General features: G+C 61.0%; 15 protein-coding genes and 1 pseudogene. 8 read left to right on the top strand and 8 right to left on the bottom strand.

Annotated elements, in window-relative coordinates; all coding sequences use genetic code 11:
* Entirely contained in the window at positions 1–2,151 is a 2,151-nt protein-coding gene (locus AACY36_RS16575) for a lipase family protein (protein ID WP_339428144.1), read from the top strand.
* A gap of 9 nt (positions 2,152–2,160) precedes the next feature.
* Here AACY36_RS16575 and codA read toward each other — a convergent pair whose 3' ends face one another.
* The 7 genes from codA to AACY36_RS16540 all read right to left on the bottom strand — a co-directional run bounded on the left by codA (position 2,161) and on the right by AACY36_RS16540 (position 8,763).
* The gene (codA, locus tag AACY36_RS16570) at positions 2,161–3,396 is read right to left on the bottom strand and encodes a cytosine deaminase (RefSeq protein ID WP_339428145.1); all 1,236 of its coding nucleotides are present in this window, start codon (positions 3,394–3,396) and stop codon (positions 2,161–2,163) included.
* A gap of 27 nt (positions 3,397–3,423) precedes the next feature.
* Complete coding sequence (locus tag AACY36_RS16565) at positions 3,424–4,629, bottom strand: PucR family transcriptional regulator (protein WP_339497309.1); 1,206 nt, start codon at positions 4,627–4,629, stop codon at positions 3,424–3,426.
* Complete coding sequence (codB, locus tag AACY36_RS16560; RefSeq protein ID WP_339420000.1) at positions 4,626–5,894, bottom strand: cytosine permease; 1,269 nt, start codon at positions 5,892–5,894, stop codon at positions 4,626–4,628. Before codB ends, AACY36_RS16565 begins: the two co-directional genes overlap by 4 nt.
* A gap of 191 nt (positions 5,895–6,085) precedes the next feature.
* Positions 6,086–6,709 carry an NUDIX hydrolase gene (locus AACY36_RS16555; protein ID WP_339420002.1) on the bottom strand — a complete coding sequence of 208 codons (624 nt, stop codon included), beginning with the start codon at positions 6,707–6,709 and terminating at the stop codon, positions 6,086–6,088.
* A 3-nt stretch (positions 6,710–6,712) separates the two neighbouring features.
* The gene (locus tag AACY36_RS16550; RefSeq protein WP_339420004.1) at positions 6,713–7,159 is read right to left on the bottom strand and encodes a GNAT family N-acetyltransferase; all 447 of its coding nucleotides are present in this window, start codon (positions 7,157–7,159) and stop codon (positions 6,713–6,715) included.
* 92 nt (positions 7,160–7,251) lie between these two features.
* Positions 7,252–7,608 (bottom strand): 6-carboxytetrahydropterin synthase QueD, encoded by a 357-nt coding sequence (queD, locus tag AACY36_RS16545; protein WP_019692825.1) that lies wholly within the window; start codon positions 7,606–7,608, stop codon positions 7,252–7,254.
* A gap of 75 nt (positions 7,609–7,683) precedes the next feature.
* Positions 7,684–8,763 (bottom strand): patatin-like phospholipase family protein, encoded by a 1,080-nt coding sequence (locus AACY36_RS16540; RefSeq protein ID WP_339420009.1) that lies wholly within the window; start codon positions 8,761–8,763, stop codon positions 7,684–7,686.
* Positions 8,764–8,921: 158 nt separating this feature from the next.
* On the opposite strand from AACY36_RS16540, the gene AACY36_RS16535 reads away from it, so the two are divergent.
* From AACY36_RS16535 to AACY36_RS16520, 4 genes are read left to right on the top strand one after another with little or no spacing between them, the layout of a single operon-like run.
* Positions 8,922–9,224, top strand: coding sequence for a PepSY domain-containing protein (locus tag AACY36_RS16535; RefSeq protein WP_339420010.1), 303 nt, complete (start codon positions 8,922–8,924; stop codon positions 9,222–9,224).
* A complete protein-coding gene (locus tag AACY36_RS16530) occupies positions 9,224–9,535 on the top strand; it encodes a PepSY domain-containing protein (protein WP_339420011.1) in 312 nt (103 codons plus the stop codon). Before AACY36_RS16535 ends, AACY36_RS16530 begins: the two co-directional genes overlap by 1 nt.
* Positions 9,535–10,203, top strand: a complete 669-nt coding sequence (locus tag AACY36_RS16525; RefSeq protein WP_049709086.1) for a response regulator transcription factor — start codon at positions 9,535–9,537, stop codon at positions 10,201–10,203. Before AACY36_RS16530 ends, AACY36_RS16525 begins: the two co-directional genes overlap by 1 nt.
* Positions 10,200–11,516 carry a sensor histidine kinase gene (locus tag AACY36_RS16520; RefSeq protein ID WP_339428147.1) on the top strand — a complete coding sequence of 439 codons (1,317 nt, stop codon included), beginning with the start codon at positions 10,200–10,202 and terminating at the stop codon, positions 11,514–11,516. The genes AACY36_RS16525 and AACY36_RS16520 overlap by 4 nt, the downstream gene beginning before the upstream one ends.
* A 139-nt stretch (positions 11,517–11,655) precedes the next feature.
* On the opposite strand, the gene AACY36_RS16515 is transcribed toward AACY36_RS16520, so the two are convergent.
* Entirely contained in the window at positions 11,656–13,803 is a 2,148-nt protein-coding gene (locus tag AACY36_RS16515) for a methyl-accepting chemotaxis protein (protein WP_339420016.1), read from the bottom strand.
* Positions 13,804–14,041: 238 nt separating this feature from the next.
* On the opposite strand from AACY36_RS16515, the gene AACY36_RS16510 reads away from it, so the two are divergent.
* The 3 genes and pseudogenes from AACY36_RS16510 to AACY36_RS28320 all read left to right on the top strand — a co-directional run bounded on the left by AACY36_RS16510 (position 14,042) and on the right by AACY36_RS28320 (position 17,114).
* Positions 14,042–15,361: a Na+/H+ antiporter family protein gene (locus tag AACY36_RS16510; RefSeq protein ID WP_339420140.1), complete on the top strand. Its 1,320-nt coding sequence runs from the start codon at positions 14,042–14,044 to the stop codon at positions 15,359–15,361.
* Between the two features lie 73 nt (positions 15,362–15,434).
* Positions 15,435–16,256, top strand: a pseudogene (locus AACY36_RS28325) (cache domain-containing protein); the annotation flags it as partial.
* A gap of 36 nt (positions 16,257–16,292) precedes the next feature.
* Entirely contained in the window at positions 16,293–17,114 is an 822-nt protein-coding gene (locus AACY36_RS28320) for a methyl-accepting chemotaxis protein (protein ID WP_445261119.1), read from the top strand.
* Positions 17,115–17,125: the final 11 nt, after the last annotated feature.

Genomic DNA, 17,125 nt, shown 5'->3' with positions numbered 1-17,125 from the left:
ATGAAGCTAGATGCACGGAAGCGATCTTTTTTCAGTGATAGCAAACCGGCCTGTTCATTGCGAGGGCATTGGGTGAGCTTTTGCCTGGTCGATGAACTGGGCGTTGGAGCGGCATACGGTGGTTTGCCTTACACCGTCCACGATAGTGCAGGGCAGCAGTACAAAGGCAGGCTGAATGGAGAAGGGTTTGCCAAATTACAAGATATTTACTGTGGACCTGTGGTGCTTGTTTTTGACGACCTGTATTCCGGAACAGAGCAGCCGTATAAATGGCTGATGTTACGCCCTACTTACAAGCTCCCTATCACCGAACTCCAAATTCGCGCTGAACAGACTCGATTTGCAGTCTCTGATGGTCGGCGTACGGAAGGTAACTCAGCTCGACAAAATGCCAACCGTTTCTATCAAGTTGAAGTCCGCGATTTGGTCAGCCATGTCGCTCACTTGCCACCGATTGCTCCGAGGACTCATCAGCCCCAACGACACGCACTGAAAATGATGGCGGATCTGGGGTTTGGGCCGTCTCAATCGACCTTGGCGGGAGTCGTATTATTTCCCAATAACCACACCGTTCTTGAGGTTCGACCACTGCGTGCATTCCGTCCGATGCTTTCAACCGATGACAGCTTCTGCGCCTTGAACCTGTATCAGTTAGCGTTGATGGCTACCTTGAGTTATTGCAAATTCGGCCAAGAGCCACCTCAAAAGCCTCAAGACGAAGTTCGCTTCCCTTTTGATCCCAGCGTCGGTCATTTTTTCGCTGAGAAACTCTCGGGTTGTCACGACGCCTGGCGCGTCGATGCAGAGCAGGACCAGCGTTTTTACCCGCTCTACGAAGAGGTCCCGTACTCTCGACGTTTCGAGATTCTACCCTTCGATCCTGTGTTGTATCCCCAGAACCGACCAGAACTGGAGGAGAAGCAAGAGCACCCTGCGAGTTTGCATTTTTTTGATGACGAAGAGTTAGGTACCGACACGCAAGCATTTATCAGCCACCACGAAGATGTGATCCTGATCGCGGTGCGTGGTACCGCCAGTGCTGCTGATGGGCTACGGGATGCAAACGCCCATCAGGTAGCTTTCGTTGACGGTGCTGGTAAGGCACACGAAGGTTTTTACCAGGCTTACCAGGCGATGCGCGATTTTGTATTGCGATACCTTGGTCGGTTCCACACCAACCAACGAATAATCATCTGCGGCCACAGCCTGGGCGGCGCGATCGCTTTGCTTTTGGCAGAAGGCCTGCGGCGAGCACCGGATGCCAACTACAACATCCTCCTCTACACCTACGGCGCCCCCCGCGCCGCCGATGCCGAATTCACCGCGGGCGCCTCCACCCTGGTCCACCACCGTATCGTCAACCACAACGACCCCGTCCCCAGTGTCCCAGCTCCGTGGATGAATACCACCGCCAAACTCTGGGTCCCTGGCGCCGTCACTCTCTTCAGTGCCCCTGCACCGGGCGGCCTGCTGTTCGCCGCCGGTCTGGTTCGTTTCGGTGGGAACCCTTATCAGCACCATGGCGAACAACAACACTTCATGCCGGTCATGCTCGCGGATGGCACGCGTTCTTCGGTGCTTTGGAAGCCCGGTTGTGAATCCATTCAAGAGGCGGGTTGCAACCGAGCATTGCAACTGCATGGCGACATGCCCGACCGCGATAACCTGCTGAAACAGCTGCTCCAAGCCAACCAACACTTCATGACCGCCAGCTACATCCCGGCTGCCTGGGCGACGTTGCGTCGCTGGCAACAAACCCAGGAAAGCGACGGCCCATTGGTCACGCCAAGAGAGTTTGAATTACTTGATCATGCACTCGAGGACATGCGCCAGCAGTTGCGAAACAAACGCAGGGAACTGGCCCGGCTAAGACCTGCCAACGACCGTGGCTATGAACACAACGAAGCCTTGAACGCCGAGATCGACCGCTTGCACACCAGCCGCGAGCGCCTTGCCACCCTGCGCTGGCGCCGTCTGGACGCCTGTGATGTCTACGGCAGTCAGGCCCACAGTGCCCATTTGCAACCCAGCCTCAAGCGCTGGTTCAGCCACCGTGAAAACCGTGAACCGGCCCAGGTCGCCAGTATCCCTCCCGCCACGCAAACCGAATGGGGGAGGACGCAAACGCTGGATATCGACTCGATCGTATGACCGAGACGTTTACATAAACTCCACCTGCGCTGGCTGACGCTTCATCAACACTTTGCCATTGCGGATCGAGTACAGCGGCAAGCCCTGGCTGCGGATGACCTCGTAGTCGCTGTCCGCCGAAAGGATTAACAGGTTGGCTGGCCGCCCAGGCTCCAGGCCGTAGCGGTCACCCAGGGCCATGGCCTTGGCGCTGTTGTCAGTGACCAGGTCGAGGGCGTTTTGCAGGTTGCGGTAGCCGAGCATGTGGCAGATGTGCAAACCGGCTTCGAGCACCCGCAGGATGTTGCCGTTGCCCAGGGGGTACCAGGGGTCGACGATGGAGTCCTGGCCGAAGCACACGTTCATGCCGGCTTCCAGCAGTTCGTTGACCCGGGTGACGCCGCGGCGTTTCGGGAAGGTGTCGAAGCGGCCTTGCAGGTGAATGCTTTCGGTGGGGCAGGAGACGAAACTGATACCCGAGTGCCCGAGCAAGCGAAAGAGTTTGGCGCAATAGGCATTGTCGTAGGAGCCCATGGCCGTGGTGTGGCTGGCGGTGACGCGGGCCCCCATGTCGCGGCTGCGGGCTTCTTCGGCCAGCACTTCGAGAAAGCGCGAGTGCGGGTCGTCGGTTTCGTCGCAGTGCACGTCCACCAGGCAGCCGGTACGTTCGGCCAGGTCCATCAGGAACTTCACCGAACTCACGCCTTGGTCGCGGGTGTATTCAAAGTGCGGGATACCTCCGATCACGTCGGCGCCCAGGCGAATGGCTTCTTCCATCAGCTCGCGGCCGTTGTGGTACGACTCGATGCCTTCCTGCGGGAACGCGACGATCTGCAGGTCGATCAGGTGCGTGCTTTCTTCACGCACTTGCAGCATGGCCTTGAGTGCTGTGAGGTCCGGGTCGGTGACGTCGACGTGGGTACGCACATGCTGGATACCGTGGGCGGCGAGGGTCTGGAGAGTCTTTTTGGCGCGGGCCTTGGTGTCTTCCTCGGTGATGGTGGCTTTGCGTTCGCCCCAGCATTCGATGCCTTCGAACAGTGTGCCGCTCATGTTCCAACGCGGCTCGCCTGCGGTCAGGGTGGCGTCGAGATGGATATGCGGTTCGACAAAGGGTGGCGTCACCAGGTTGCCGGCGGCGTCCAGGGCGTCGGCCGCCGCACTCGGTGCCCCCGATTGTGGGGTGATGCTGGCGATCCGGCCATGTTCCAGGTGCAGATCATGCAGGCCTTCACGGTTGCGCAGGCGGGCGTTGATGATGTGCATGGGCAAGTTCCTCTTGGCTAAAAACAGTCAGGCAGACAGCCGCCAGATCATCAGCGCAATGCCGATGTCCAGGCGATCATAAGCATTATCCAGCGTCAGCCCGCACAGGGCTTCGATGCGCTGGACGCGGTGTGTCAGGGTGTTGCGGTGCACGACCAGGCGCTGGGCAGCGGCCACAAGGTTACCATTCTCGTGAAACCAGGCTTCCAGAGTGGGCATGAGGCTGGGGCCATGGTGCAGGTCGTGGCGCAGCAAGGGGCCGAGGCGTTCATTCAGGAATTGGTCGAGCAGGGCGCGATCACGCACGCCGCTTAGCAGCTTGAGCACGCCCAACTCGTCGTACACGCACAGCCCGGCGCGTTCGCTGAAACGCCGCGCAGCCGCGAGTGCCTGGCGGGCTTCCTCCTGCGCCTGGGCCAGGCGTGCGGGTGGGTGAGCGGCGGCGCTGAGGCCAATAAACAATTTAAGCGGCGACAGGCGCAGATTCAGTGGGTTGAGCCAGTTGGTCAATTGTTGGCGGTTGGCCAACGCTGCGGCAGCGTCCTGTGCCGGCAGCAGCAACGTCCATTGCCCGGCTCGACCCTGAACCGGCAAACCGGCCGAGAACTGACGCAAGCGGCGGCTGATAGCGTCGTGTTGTCGGGCCAGTTGCGCCTCCACAGAAGCCGCATCACCCTGGGCAAACAGCGATTCACTGCCTGCCAGTTGCAGTTGCACCACCTGCCAATGCCCGGCCAGCGGCATGCCCAACTGCGTGGCCCGGTGCAGCAAGAGATCCAGGGATTGGTAGTCGCCGGTCAGCAAGCGTTCCAGTACGTCATGCCGCGAGCGCCCCAACTGCTCGGACTGGATCAGCGCCGAACCGATGGCTTGGGTCACCAATACCATTTTCAGCGAGTAGGGCTGTTCGACCAGCGGCATGCCGGCGGCTTCGGCAGCGTCGAGTAAGCGCTGGGGGATCGCCTGGATATAGGACGGCCCGGTCAGAACCACCAACCCAGCCACTTGACGCTCGCAGGCTTCCTCCAGCAATTGCAGCAGGTTGGCTTCGTCACGCGGGTGATTGATCCCAGTGACGAATACCAGTTCGCCGCCCAGCACCCATTCGGCGATCCCGCTGTTTTCCGCCACATAAGGCCAGCGCACGCCGTTATCCAGACCCGCCTCGCCCGCGCGCAGGCGCATGGATTCCAAACCTGGCAGGGCGAGCACATCGGCAAGGGTCAGGCTCATGCTTGAGCGTCAGCCACCGGCGCTCGCACCCGTAGTACGGCGGTGAGCGCGATGTAGGTCAACGACGCGGCGACGATGCCCACCAATGGCGCGACCCAGGGCGAGCTGAATGCCAGCACTGTGCCCACGGCATACGCGACCAGTCCTGGCCAGTTGAACGCCGGCAGGCGGGCGTCGGCCAGGCGTGGATAGTGGCCGCGATAGCGATAGAAAAAGTCCGCCATGATCACCCCTCCAATCGGCGGGATCACCGTACCCAGCACAATCAAGTAGGGCACCAGCAGGTCGTACATGCCGAGTAACGCCAGCAGGGTGCCGATCACCGCACCGGCCAGGGTCACGGTCTTGCGCCGCTTGGTGCGCAGCAAGTTACAGCCGGCAACGGCGAAGTTGTAGATGGTGTTGTCCTGGGTACTCCAGATATTGAGTAGCAACATGACCATCGCCGCCATGGCAAAGCCTTGCAGCAATAACACTTCGACTACGTCTGGTTGCTGGTAGACGATGGCACCGTAGGCGCCGATCAGCACCATCAAGCCGTTACCGATAAAGAAACCGATCAGGCTCGCCAGCACCGCCACCTTGGCCGAACGCGAAAACCGCGTCCAGTTGGTGGCCTGGGTCGCGCCGCTGACAAAGGTGCCGAACACCAGGGTAATCGCCGTGGACAAGTCCAGCTCAGCGGTCGGTACCACTGCCAGCAGTCCGTCCAGCCCACCGACTTTCACTGTGGCTACCCACATCGACATAAACAGCAGAATGCCCATGGCTGGCACCGCGATGTAGGACAGAATTTCCAGCCCACGATAACCAATGTAGGCCGTGGCGCAGAACACCAGACCAAACAACACCATCAACGCAAGCACACTGCCCTGGCTCAGTTCGAAATACTTGCCAAGCACTACGGCAGCAGTGGCAGTACCCCAGGCATACCAGCCGATTTGAGTGAAGCCGAGGATCAAGTCGCTGAGTTTGCTGCCCACTTCGCCAAAGCAGAAGCGCCCCATCAACACTGAATTCAGCCCGCTCTTGAAGGCGATGTAACCCAGGCCTGCGGCGTACATACCCAACAAAAGGTTACCCAGGGCCACCACGCCGAGCATGTCGACGAAACTGAACGCCACCCCCAGCTTGCCGCCGGCAAACATGGTTGCGGTAAAAAAGGTAAAGCCCAGCAGCACCATGGCGGTCGATGCCAGGCCCTTGCGCGCATGCATGGGGACTTCGCTGAGGGGGTAGTCGTTGCCCGGTTCTTGCTGCGTCATGTGCCTTGCTCCCTGAGTGAGTGACGCAGCGCTGTTGCACCGTGCGTGCCAATCCGGCAGCAGTGACGAGCGCACGGTGGGCGCTGTGCACTGTGCACAGTTTTTATAGCGAAAGAGGGCGCAAGCACAGCAATGAATGGTCGCAGTGCCCAGTCGGGCACGAAAGCGGTGCAGCAGTGATACAAAGTGGATCAGTCAAACAGCGTCTGGGTCGTCTCGCCGCGATGGAAGGCAAAGGCGGCCTCCAGATCACTTTCGATGGTGCGCCCACGGGACAGCGGCGGTAGTGCATCGAGGCGGAAAAAGCCCACGTCAGTGGTTTCGAATCCGGCCATCGGTGTCGACTGATCCAGCGATTCACACAGGAAGTACAGCTTGTAGAAGTCCCGCACATCCGGTCGATACAAGCCTTTGGCCTTGTGCGTCACGCTGTACAGCGCCCTGGCGGTTACCGTAAGCCCCGCTTCCTCGCGAATCTCTTTGACGATGTTTTCGGCTGCCGACAAGCCGATATCCGCATACCCACCCGGCAACGCCCAGCAACCATCGGTCAACTCCCGCACCAACAAAATCCGGTCGCCTTCGATAACCGCACCGCGCACGTCAATCATTGGCGTCGAATAACGCTGGGCAAAATCTGTGACCAGTCCGCAGATACGTTCCAACGGGACATTGCCCAATTGCGCCAGCATGCTGTGGGCAATCTCGGCAATTTCTTCCAGGCGCTCGCGCTCGAAATCATCAGTGCAAAAGTGCAGCCCCGTGGACGCCAGCGCCTGTAAGCGTTTGGCTTGGGCCAGCCAAATGTTTTCCATGGGTTACTCCTGGAGAGGCTTGGTCATGTATATGCGCCGCAGGCCGTGTTCCTCGGCGCGATGGGTTTCAAGATAGCCGCGGCGATGGTAGAGCGCGATGTTCTCGGTCATGGCTTCATTGGTATAGAGGCGGACCACAGCGAAACCTGCGTCGATCGCCTGCTGTTCGGCAAAGTCCAACAGCAACCGCCCGAAACCCAGGCCCTGTGCCTCAGGGGCGACGGCCAGGTTATCCAGCAACAGCGCGCCGTCGGCCTCCAGCAGGACAATAAAGCCCTGGACTCGCCGTGCGTTTTCCAGCACGTGCACGCCGCCGGCTTCCACCCGTTGGCGATAATCCTCGAGCATCGGCCCGGGTTTACGGCCGATTCGTGCGATATACGGCGAGTAAGCTGCCTGGACGATGGCCTCGATGGCTACAACATCATGGACAGTGGCGGGGCGCATCATAGCCGCGTGCTCCTAGTGGCAGCGAAGCCACGACTGTAAGGGAGGCAGGCACAAAAAAACCACCGCGTGGGTGGTTTTTTCATATCGCAGGCTTACTCGCCGTGATAAATGCAGCCGCTGGTGCAGGTCTCGTGGATGCGAATCGCACTGAGCTCAGGCAGCAAGGGTTTCAGCTCATTCCAGATCCACTTGGCGAGCACTTCGCTGGTCGGGTTTTCCAGGCCAGGGATGTCATTCAGGTAGTTGTGGTCGAGGCGTTCGTAGAGCGGCTTGAAAATTGCCTTGATCTCCGAGAAGTCGCGAATCCAGCCGGTATGGGGATCCAGGTCGCCGCTCAGGTGGATCGCCACCTTGAACGAATGCCCATGCAGGCGCCCGCATTTATGGCCTTCCGGTACGTGGGGCAGGCGGTGGGCGGATTCGAATGTAAATTCCTTGAAGATTTCCACAGTGTTTTCAGCTCGGTCGATGTCTGGCAGGCGGCGAGTTTAACAGCTTGATCCCTTGTCGCGCATACCGCTTGGTCATAGCGCCAGCAAGTGCTCGCCCAATTTGCCGTTATCCGCCAGCTCAAGAAACTCATCCCCCAACCGCCGGCTTTCGCTCATCGCGGTCTGCCAATATGTGTTGCGGCTCGGGTCGTCGCCCATAAAGCGCTTGAAGTCGCTGCGGTCCGGCAGTTTGCCGTGGGGCAGGTGGGCGAGGTAGTCCTTGGACGGCGCCAGAAGCAATACATCCTGCAAACCCTGCGGATTGCTGCGCCGCCATGGCAGGCCTTTGTCGAACCAGCCGGGAATGACCCGGTCAGTAAAGTGCGGGTACAGCACAATGTCATCGCCGTGATAAGGCAGGTCGAGGTGGTAGTCGAGCAGGCCGCCGTCGCGGTAGGTGCCGGCGCCCGCGCCGGGCAGGTCGCGTACGCCTTGCATCACCATGGGGATCGAGCCCGACGCCAGCAGCGCCTGGCGCAGGTTGCCCACTTCCAGGTCGAGGAAGCGTGACGGAAAATCCTTCAAAGGATGCACCGGCGGCGCCTGGCGTGGGTCGTGGATGATCAGCCGTTCGAAGTGGCGCGACAGCCGTGCGCGGCCACGCAAATTATCGGCAATCACCGACGACAAGCCCAGCCCGAGGCGCCCACGGTGATCATCGGCAAGCAGGCCGTGGCTCTTGACCACCATGATGTTGAGGCGATAGTGGGGTGTTTCCAACACCTGCGCATCGCGGCCGGCCAGCAGGTCGTCGAGCATGCGCTGGCAGCTCTGGCTGACCGCGGCCATGGTCACGCCTTTGGCAAAGCGTTGTTCGTTATACAGGCGCCCGAGGTCCAGCAGACCTTGCACCGGGTCCGGCAGGCACGCACTGGCAAACCGCCAGGAGCCGATGGACGCGCCGATCAGCGCGCGTTCCCGTGGTGCACGCGGCAACCAATCGCCAAACAGCGCCAGGTCCAGGCCTTGGATACCCAGCGCCTTGGGGCCGCCGGCCGCGCCAGGCAGGATGCCGACGTCGGCAGGCGCCAGGCCCTGTTCGCGAATGCGCGCAAAGGCGCGTTTACCGGCCTTTAGGGTCAGGGCTGGAAACTTGATGTGAATCGCTGTCATACCGGTCTCTGTGGAAGCGAGCAGGGTTGTATAGAAAATCTCGCACAATAATTGGGGAAGGGGGATGTCGGAAATTGCCATGATGGCAATTCAGTTTCAATTAAGTTGCTACAGGTACGGTGGCCGACGCAGGAAAAATCTTGAAACGGAGACTCCCCATGAAGCGCCTTACAGTGCTGGTCGCCGCCGGTATCATTGCCTTCACGGCGATCCAGGCCCAAGCCGTGGACCCCGACAAACCACTGAAAGTGCCTGCCACTGTTACAATTATCGCCTTTGATCAGTTGGAAGCCACGGCCCTGGCCTTGCACCCGGGTTCAACACTGCTGGATACCGACCTGGACGAGGAATACGGCAAGTATCTTTACCAAGTTGAACTGGAGGATACCGATGGCATCGAGTGGGAGGTTGAATTGGACGCGCTCACCGGGCAGGTTCTCAAGAATCATCAGGAAACGTAATGAAGGTAAATTTATACGGCGGCAGTCGAATGGCGTTGCTGCTCCTGGCTTTTTGCTCAAGCCTGGCAGCCCGCGATCTTGATCAGGACGAGGCCTTGGTCCTGCGCCAGAACGGCGTGATCCTGTCGCTGGAGCAGTTGCTGGACCAGGCCATGGCGCGTCATCCGGGTTCGCGCCTGCTGGAGGCCGAGCTTGAGAAAAAGCACGGTAAATATGCCTATGAAGTGGAACTGGTCACCGCCGAAGGCGTGGTGCGTGAGATCAAGTTGGATGCATCCACGGGTGCGCTGATCAAAGACGAGGAAGACTGATGCGCCTGCTTTTGGTGGAAGACAACGTACCTCTGGCCGATGAACTGTTGGCCGGCTTGCAACGCCAGGGCTATGCCGTCGATTGGCTGGCTGATGGCCGCGATGCGGTGTACCAGGGACGCAGCGAACCCTATGACCTGATCATCCTCGACCTTGGCCTGCCCGGTTTGCCTGGGCTTGAAGTACTGGCGCAATGGCGGGCCGCCGCGCTGGCCATCCCGGTACTGATTCTCACGGCGCGTGATTCCTGGGCCGAGCGCATCGAAGGGCTCAAGGCTGGCGCCGACGACTACCTGAGTAAACCGTTCCATCCCGAGGAACTGCACCTTCGCATCCAGGCGCTGCTGCGCCGCTCCCATGGGCAGGCCAATCAGCCCACCCTGCAAGCGGCTGGCCTGCACTTGGATGAAGGGCGCCAGTGCGTGCTGCGCGATGGCGCAGAGATCCAGCTGACCGCCGCCGAATTCCGCCTGTTGCGCTACTTCATGCTGCATCCCGAGCAAATCCTGTCGAAAAGCCACTTGGCCGAGCATTTGTATGATGGCGAAACCGAGCGCGACTCCAATGTGCTGGAAGTCCACGTTAACCACCTACGGCGCAAGTTGGGGCGCAGCGTGATCGAAACCCGGCGCGGCCAGGGTTACCGGTTTGGCGCCAGCGCCGAATGAGGTCGATCCAGCGGCGCCTGAGCCTGGGCCTGGTCAGCGTTATGGTGATTGTCGGCGTTGCGTTGGCGCAAACCAGTCTTTGGTTGTTTGAAACGGGCTTGCAGCGCTACCTGGAAGCGGGGCTGCGCGACGACAGTGAGAGCCTGCTGGTCGCGCTGGTACGCGGCCCAGATGGCTTGCAACTGCATGAGAAACGCTTGTCGCCAGCGTACCAACGACCGTTTTCCGGGCACTATTTCCGGATTGATTTCGCCGATACGCACTGGCGCTCCCGCTCGTTGTGGGACCAGGAGCTGCCGCAACTGCCCGAGGCCGGCCTCAAGGGCAACCTGCAACTGGGGCCGGAAGGTCAGCAACTGTTGGTGTTGCGCGAGGACTACAAACGCTTCGGGCAGTCGATTTCCATCAGCGTGGCCCAGGACTACACGCCGGTGCGGGAAAGCTTTCGCCTGATGCGTCAGATCGGTCTGGTGCTGGGGCTGGCGGCGCTGCTGCTGGTGTTGGTCCTGCAACGGCTCACCGTGCGCCGCGCCTTGCGCCCCTTGGAAACCGCGCGTAACCAGATTGCTCAACTGCAACAGGGCCAGCGTTCGCAACTCGACACCCAGGTGCCGCTGGAGCTGGAGCCGCTGGTGGCGCAGATCAACCACTTGCTGGCCCACACCGAAGACAGCCTCAAGCGTTCGCGCAATGCCTTGGGCAACCTCGGACACGCCCTCAAGACCCCGCTGGCGGTACTCTTGAGCGCGGCGTCAAGCGAAGCGCTGATGAAGGATCACCCTGAACTGAGCAAGCTGCTGCGTGATCACTTGGAACAAGTGCAGCAACGCCTCAACCGTGAACTCAACCGTGCGCGCCTGGCCGGTGAAACCTTGCCGGGTGCGTTGTTCGACTGTGAAAAGGAATTGCCGGGCCTGCTCGCCACCTTGAACATGATCCACGGTGAGCACCTGGACCTGAGCTATCACGCCGCGCCCGGGCTGCAACTGCCCTGGGACCGTGAAGACCTGCTGGAGCTGCTGGGCAATCTGTTGGATAACGCCTGCAAATGGGCGGATGCCGAGGTGCGCCTGACCGTCACAGAGACTGCGCACAGCTACGTGCTGGCGGTGGAGGACGACGGCCCCGGCATACCCGAAACCCTGCGCGATCAGGTCTTCAGCCGCGGCGCACGGCTGGATGAGCAGACTGATGGGCATGGCCTGGGGTTGGGTATCGTGCGGGATATCGTCGAGGTGTGGGGAGGGGTGTTGCAGTTGCAGGAAAGTGCGTTGGGCGGTTTGAAAGTACTGATTGAGTTGCCCAAGCGTTAGTCCTGACACACCACAATCAAAATGTGGGAGCGGCGGTGCGACGATTCGACTTGCTCGCGAATGCAGTGTGTCAGTCTCTGAATATGTCGACTGATGTACCGGATTCGCGAGCAAGCCCCACATTGGATCTATTACACCGTCAGACCCGGAACTGATCCATCAACCCCTGCTGCTGATTCGCCAGGCTATTCAACGCCTGGCTCACCCGCGCCGATTCATTCGCCTGTTCCGACAGCGATTCGGTCACATCGCGAATCGTCGCCACATTGCTGTTGATTTCCTCGGCCACCGCGCTTTGCTCTTCGGCAGCGCTGGCGATTTGCAGGTTCATGTCGCTGATCACCGTGACGGCCTCGCCGATCTGGCGAAGGGCGGTCACCGCCTCGCCAACTTGTTCGACGCTGCCCTGGGCCTGGCGATAGCTGTTGTCCATGGCGCTGACGACCTCTTCGGTGCCGCCTTGCAACTGCTCGATGACCAGGCGGGTTTCCTCGACGGACTCCTGGGTGCGCCGCGCCAGGTTGCGCACTTCATCTGCCACCACCGCAAAGCCACGTCCAGCCTCACCGGCGCGGGCCGCTTCGATGGCGGCGTTGAGCGCCAACAGGTTAGTCTGTTCGGCAATACCACGAATCACTTCCAGCACCGAACCGATTTTTTCGCTATTGGCAGCCAGGCCTTCGACCTGGTTCATGGCCGTGCTCATATCCGCCGCCAACTCCCCGATATTGCGGGTCGTGCGGTCGATTACTGTGAGGCCGTCGCGGGTCGCCTGGTCGGCATCGCGTGCAGCTTGGGCCGCCTGCGCAGCGCTGCGCGCCACATCCTGGGCGGTGGCGCTCATTTCGTGGGAAGCAGTGGCCACTTGGTCGACCTGACGATACTGCTGTTCCATGCCGGCGCTGGTTTGCGTGGCAATTGCGGCGGACTGGTCGGCGGTGCCACGGGCGTCCTGCACCGAACGCTTCACCTCGGCGATGATCGGTTGCAGCTTGTCCAGGAAACGGTTGAACCAGCCGGCCAGTTGGCCCAGTTCGTCCTGCTTGTCGTAGGCCAGGCGTCGGGTCAGGTCGCCTTCGCCGCTGGCAATGTCTTCGAGCATCTGCGCTACGCCGAGGATCGGCCGGGTCACGCTGCGTGCCATCAGCCACACTAGGATCAGGCCGACCACTGCCGCCAGCAGGCCCAGGCCCAGTTCCAGCAGGGTGCCGCGCGTGTTATCGGCGTCCAGTTGCGCCTTGAGCGCTTCGGCCGGGCCTACCAGGACTTTCTCCGGCACATCCAGCAACACGCCCCACGGCTTGCCATCCGGGATCGGCGCGAACGGCGCCAGCACCTTGAGTTGGTGGTCGCTACGCAGGCTGCGGATGTGGGTGCTGCCAGACAGGGCGCTGATCAATTGTGCGCCATTGGCGCTGTCGACCTGGTCCAGGCGCTGACTGAGCTTGCTGGCGTCCTGGCTGTGGCCGGCGAGCAAACCTGTAGGGCTGAGGATGCTGACGTGGGTCTGGCCGTCATACAGCTTGTGGCTGGCCTGTTGGCTCACGGCCTGCAGGCTGTTGAGGTTGATGTCGACCGATAACGAGGCGATGACTTTGCCATTGACCATCAACGGAAAAACGATGCTGGTCATCAGCACGTTTTGCCCGTCGATCACATAAAAGTAGGGTTCGATCACGCACGGCTTGAGGGTGGTGCGCGGGCAGGTGAACCAGGCGTTGGCCTTTTCACCGCTGGGGCCGACGCTGGCGTCGGACATGTCGCTTTCCGGCAAGGCCATTGAGGTCAGCTTGCCGGGTGTCGGCTGCGACCAGTACAGGGCGAAGCGGCCTTTGTCGTTACTGCCCAGTTCGGCTTGGCCTGCGAACAACTCATCCTTGCCATCCAGGGCATTGGCTTCGAACACCAGGGACAAACCGAGCAAGTCCGGGTTGGCCTGCAACGCGGCCCTGACCTGGCGGGTCAGGTCTTCGCGGGTGTCGAAGGCGTCGAGAAAGCGTTTTTCCGCCTGTTCGCGCAAGAACAGCACCTGACGAGAAAAACCATGGCCGTACTGATAGGCGTCCATGAACTGCTGCCGAATACCCAGCGCCTGCACTTCGCCTTGGGCTTCGATGCGCGCCTGGGCGGCTTCATCCAGCATCTGCATGCTGGACGCCTTGACCTGCTGCGAACTCTGCTCCATGCGATACAGCGACAGACCCACCAGCAGGGTCACGATTCCCAGCAGGCACAGGCCGGCGAGCAGGGTGATTTTCCATTGAATGGAGAGCTGCCTAAGCGACATCGGTACATCCTTACCTGAAAACACATGAGCCCGGTTATCGGCCGATTTCAAACTTTCTTAATTCAAACGATCAATTTAAACCTGAAAGCGGCGCCGCTTTTTGACATGCGCGCCCACCTGCGGCAAAGTGCGCGCCCTCTAATAAGACCTCCTTCAAGCCTGTACGTCGGCTGCCGCCCGATGGCCGCCCGGGCGCAGGCATGCCAGTTGTTTACGTTTTTTGCTTGAGGTAACCATGATTAACGCAGTTATTGCTGCGGTCGGCACCATGCTGGTGCTCAGCCTGTCCCGCGTGCATGTGGTCATCGCCATCATCGTTGGCGCACTGGTGGGCGGCCTTACCGGTGGGCTGGGCATCGACGCCACGCTCACGGCCTTCAATGGCGGTTTGGGCGGTGGTGCCACCGTGGCCTTGTCCTACGCCTTGCTCGGCGCTTTTGCGGTGGCGATTGCCAAGTCTGGCCTGGCTCATGCCCTGGCCGACAAGGCGCTGCTGCGGGTGGACCGCCAGGAAGCCAGCGGTGGCAGTCACGTCAAATGGCTATTGATCGGCCTGCTGTGGGGGGTAGCGATTGCCTCGCAGAACATCCTGCCGATCCACATTGCGTTTATCCCGTTGCTGGTGCCGCCGCTGTTGTATGTGCTGACCAAGCTGCAACTGGACCGCCGCCTGATCGCCTGCGTGATGACCTTCGGCCTGATCACGCCCTACATGTTCCTGCCGGTGGGCTTTGGCAATATCTTCCTCAACCAGATCCTGCTGGCCAACGTGGCCAAGAGCGGCGTGGACATCAGCCAGGTCAGCGTCACCCACGCCATGAGCTTGCCGGCCCTGGGCATGGTGGTCGGCCTGCTGGTGGCGGTGTTTATCAGCTACCGCAAAAAGCGTGTGTACAACCTGGAAAAAATCGAGCGCGTCGAGCAGGTGGCGGTGCAGTACAACCCGTTGACCCTGCTGGTGGCTGGGGTGGCGATTGCTTCGGCGTTCATCATTCAATTGTGGCTGGACTCGATGATCATCGGCGCGCTGGCCGGGTTCCTGATCTTCTCGGTGTCGGGCATCGTGCGCTGGCGCGATACCGATGACCTGTTCACCGAAGGCATGAAGATGATGGCGATGATCGGCTTCATCATGATTGCCGCGTCGGGGTTTGCCGAAGTGCTCAAAGCCACCGGCGATGTGCGCGCGCTGGTGGAAACGTCCGCGGCGTTCATCGGCCATAGCCGTGGCGTGGGGGCATTGCTGATGTTGCTGGTCGGGCTGCTGGTGACCATGGGCATCGGTTCGTCGTTCTCCACCGTGCCGATCCTGGCCGCGATCTTTGTGCCGCTGTGTGTGCAACTGGGCTTCAGCCCGGTCGCCATTGTGTGCATCGTCGGCACGGCGGGTGCCTTGGGTGACGCCGGCTCACCGGCCTCTGACTCCACCCTCGGCCCGACCTCCGGCCTGAATATCGACGGCCAGCACCACCATATCTGGGACACTGTGGTGCCGACGTTCCTGCACTACAACCTGCCATTGCTGGCGTTTGGCTGGCTGGCGGCGATGACCCTCTGACGGCGCGCTCACTACAGAATCCGCGCAATTGGCCGATAGCCTCTCAAGTCGTGACTAATAAGAGAGAAAAGCCATGCGTCTGAGCCTCAAGGCCAAAGTTCTGTCCCTCGCCGTAGTGCCGGTGTTGCTGTTTGCGGTGGTCATCAGCCTGACCACCGTGTGGATCCTGCAAGGACAGGCGCGCAACGAGGTGGATGAAACCCGCCAGCGCCTGCTCAACGACGCCAAGGCTACCCTGCAAAGTTATGTAGAAGTGGCCATGAGCACCGTCAAGCCGCTCTACGACGCCGCCGCCCCGGGCGATACCGCCGCGCGCGCAGAGGTGGTCAAGTTGCTGTCCAACACCAGCTACGGCAAGGACGGCTACTTCTTCGGCTATGACTCCGAGACCATCCGCCTGTTCAAGGGCAACAGCCCAGACGGCGTGGGCAAGAGCTTCAAGGACAACCGCGACCCCAACGGCGTCTACGTCAACCGCGACCTGGTCAAGGTCGGCAAGGACGGCACCCACTACCTGCAATACAGCTCGACCCAACCGGGGCAGACCGAACTCGTGCCCAAAATGGGCTACACCGAATACCTGCCTAAATGGGACATGGTCATCGGTACCTCCGTCAACCTGGACGGCATCGAAGCCCAGGTCGCGGTGGTCGAGGCCAAGGTGCAAAAACGCATGGAAGGCGTGTTGCTGAGCATCCTCGGCGTGGCTGTGGTGGTGCTGCTGGTGATCGCTGCCGTCGGCATGGTGCTGGCCAATACCATCCTGCGTCCGCTGACCTTGATGAAAGCCAACCTCGACGATATCGCTGCCGGCGAAGGCGACTTGACCCGCCGCCTGGCCATCACCAGCCAGGACGAGCTGGGCGATCTTGCCGGCGCGTTCAACCGCTTTGTCGACAAGATCCACGGCCTGGTGCGCCAGATCACCGAGATGACCACCCAACTCACTGGCCTGGTCAGCCAGGTCTCCGACCAGGCCCAGCGCTCCGAACAGGCCATGGAGCGCCAGCGCCACGAGACCGACCAGGTGGCGACTGCGATCAATCAGATGTCGTCCGCTGCGCAAGAAGTGGCGCGCAGTGCCCAGGGCGCCTCGGTGGCTGCCCAGCAAACCGACGCCGAAGGCCAGGCCGCCAAGCGCGTGGTGGACGGCAGCATCGCGCAGATCCATGCGCTGGTGAACGACATCCGTAGCAGCGGTGTGTCCCTCGACAGCTTGCAGCAAGACGTGTCCTCTATCGTCAGTGTCCTCAGCGTGATCCGCTCCATCGCCGAACAGACCAACCTGCTGGCGCTCAACGCGGCGATCGAAGCGGCACGGGCAGGGGAGGCCGGGCGTGGTTTTGCCGTGGTCGCCGATGAAGTGCGTGCCCTGGCCAGCCGCACCCAGACCAGCACCCAGGAAATCCAGGGCATGATCGACCGCCTGCAAAAAGGCACCGAAGCCGCCGTGGAGGCCATGCGCCGTTCCAGCGATGCCGGGGATGGCACCTCGGCCCAGGCCAACGAAGCTGGCGCGTCGCTGGACACCATTGCCCAGTTGATCGGCACCATCAATTCGATGAACGCCCAGATCGCCAGCGCCGCCGAAGAGCAGACCGCGGTCGCCGAAGAGATCAACCGCAGCGTGCATCAGATTGCCGTGGCGGTGGACAGCGTGGCCGACGAGACCCAGCTGGGCGCGCAGACCTCACGTAGCCTGGCGGAGCTGGGTCAACGGTTGGGGCAATTGGTCGGTCAGTTCAGGATCTGAAGCCGCCATAG

This window comes from Pseudomonas sp. EA_15y_Pfl1_P101, from assembly GCF_963970835.1.
GTDB lineage: Bacteria > Pseudomonadota > Gammaproteobacteria > Pseudomonadales > Pseudomonadaceae > Aquipseudomonas > Aquipseudomonas tritici.
This window is presented reverse-complemented; position numbering and strand designations above follow the sequence as displayed.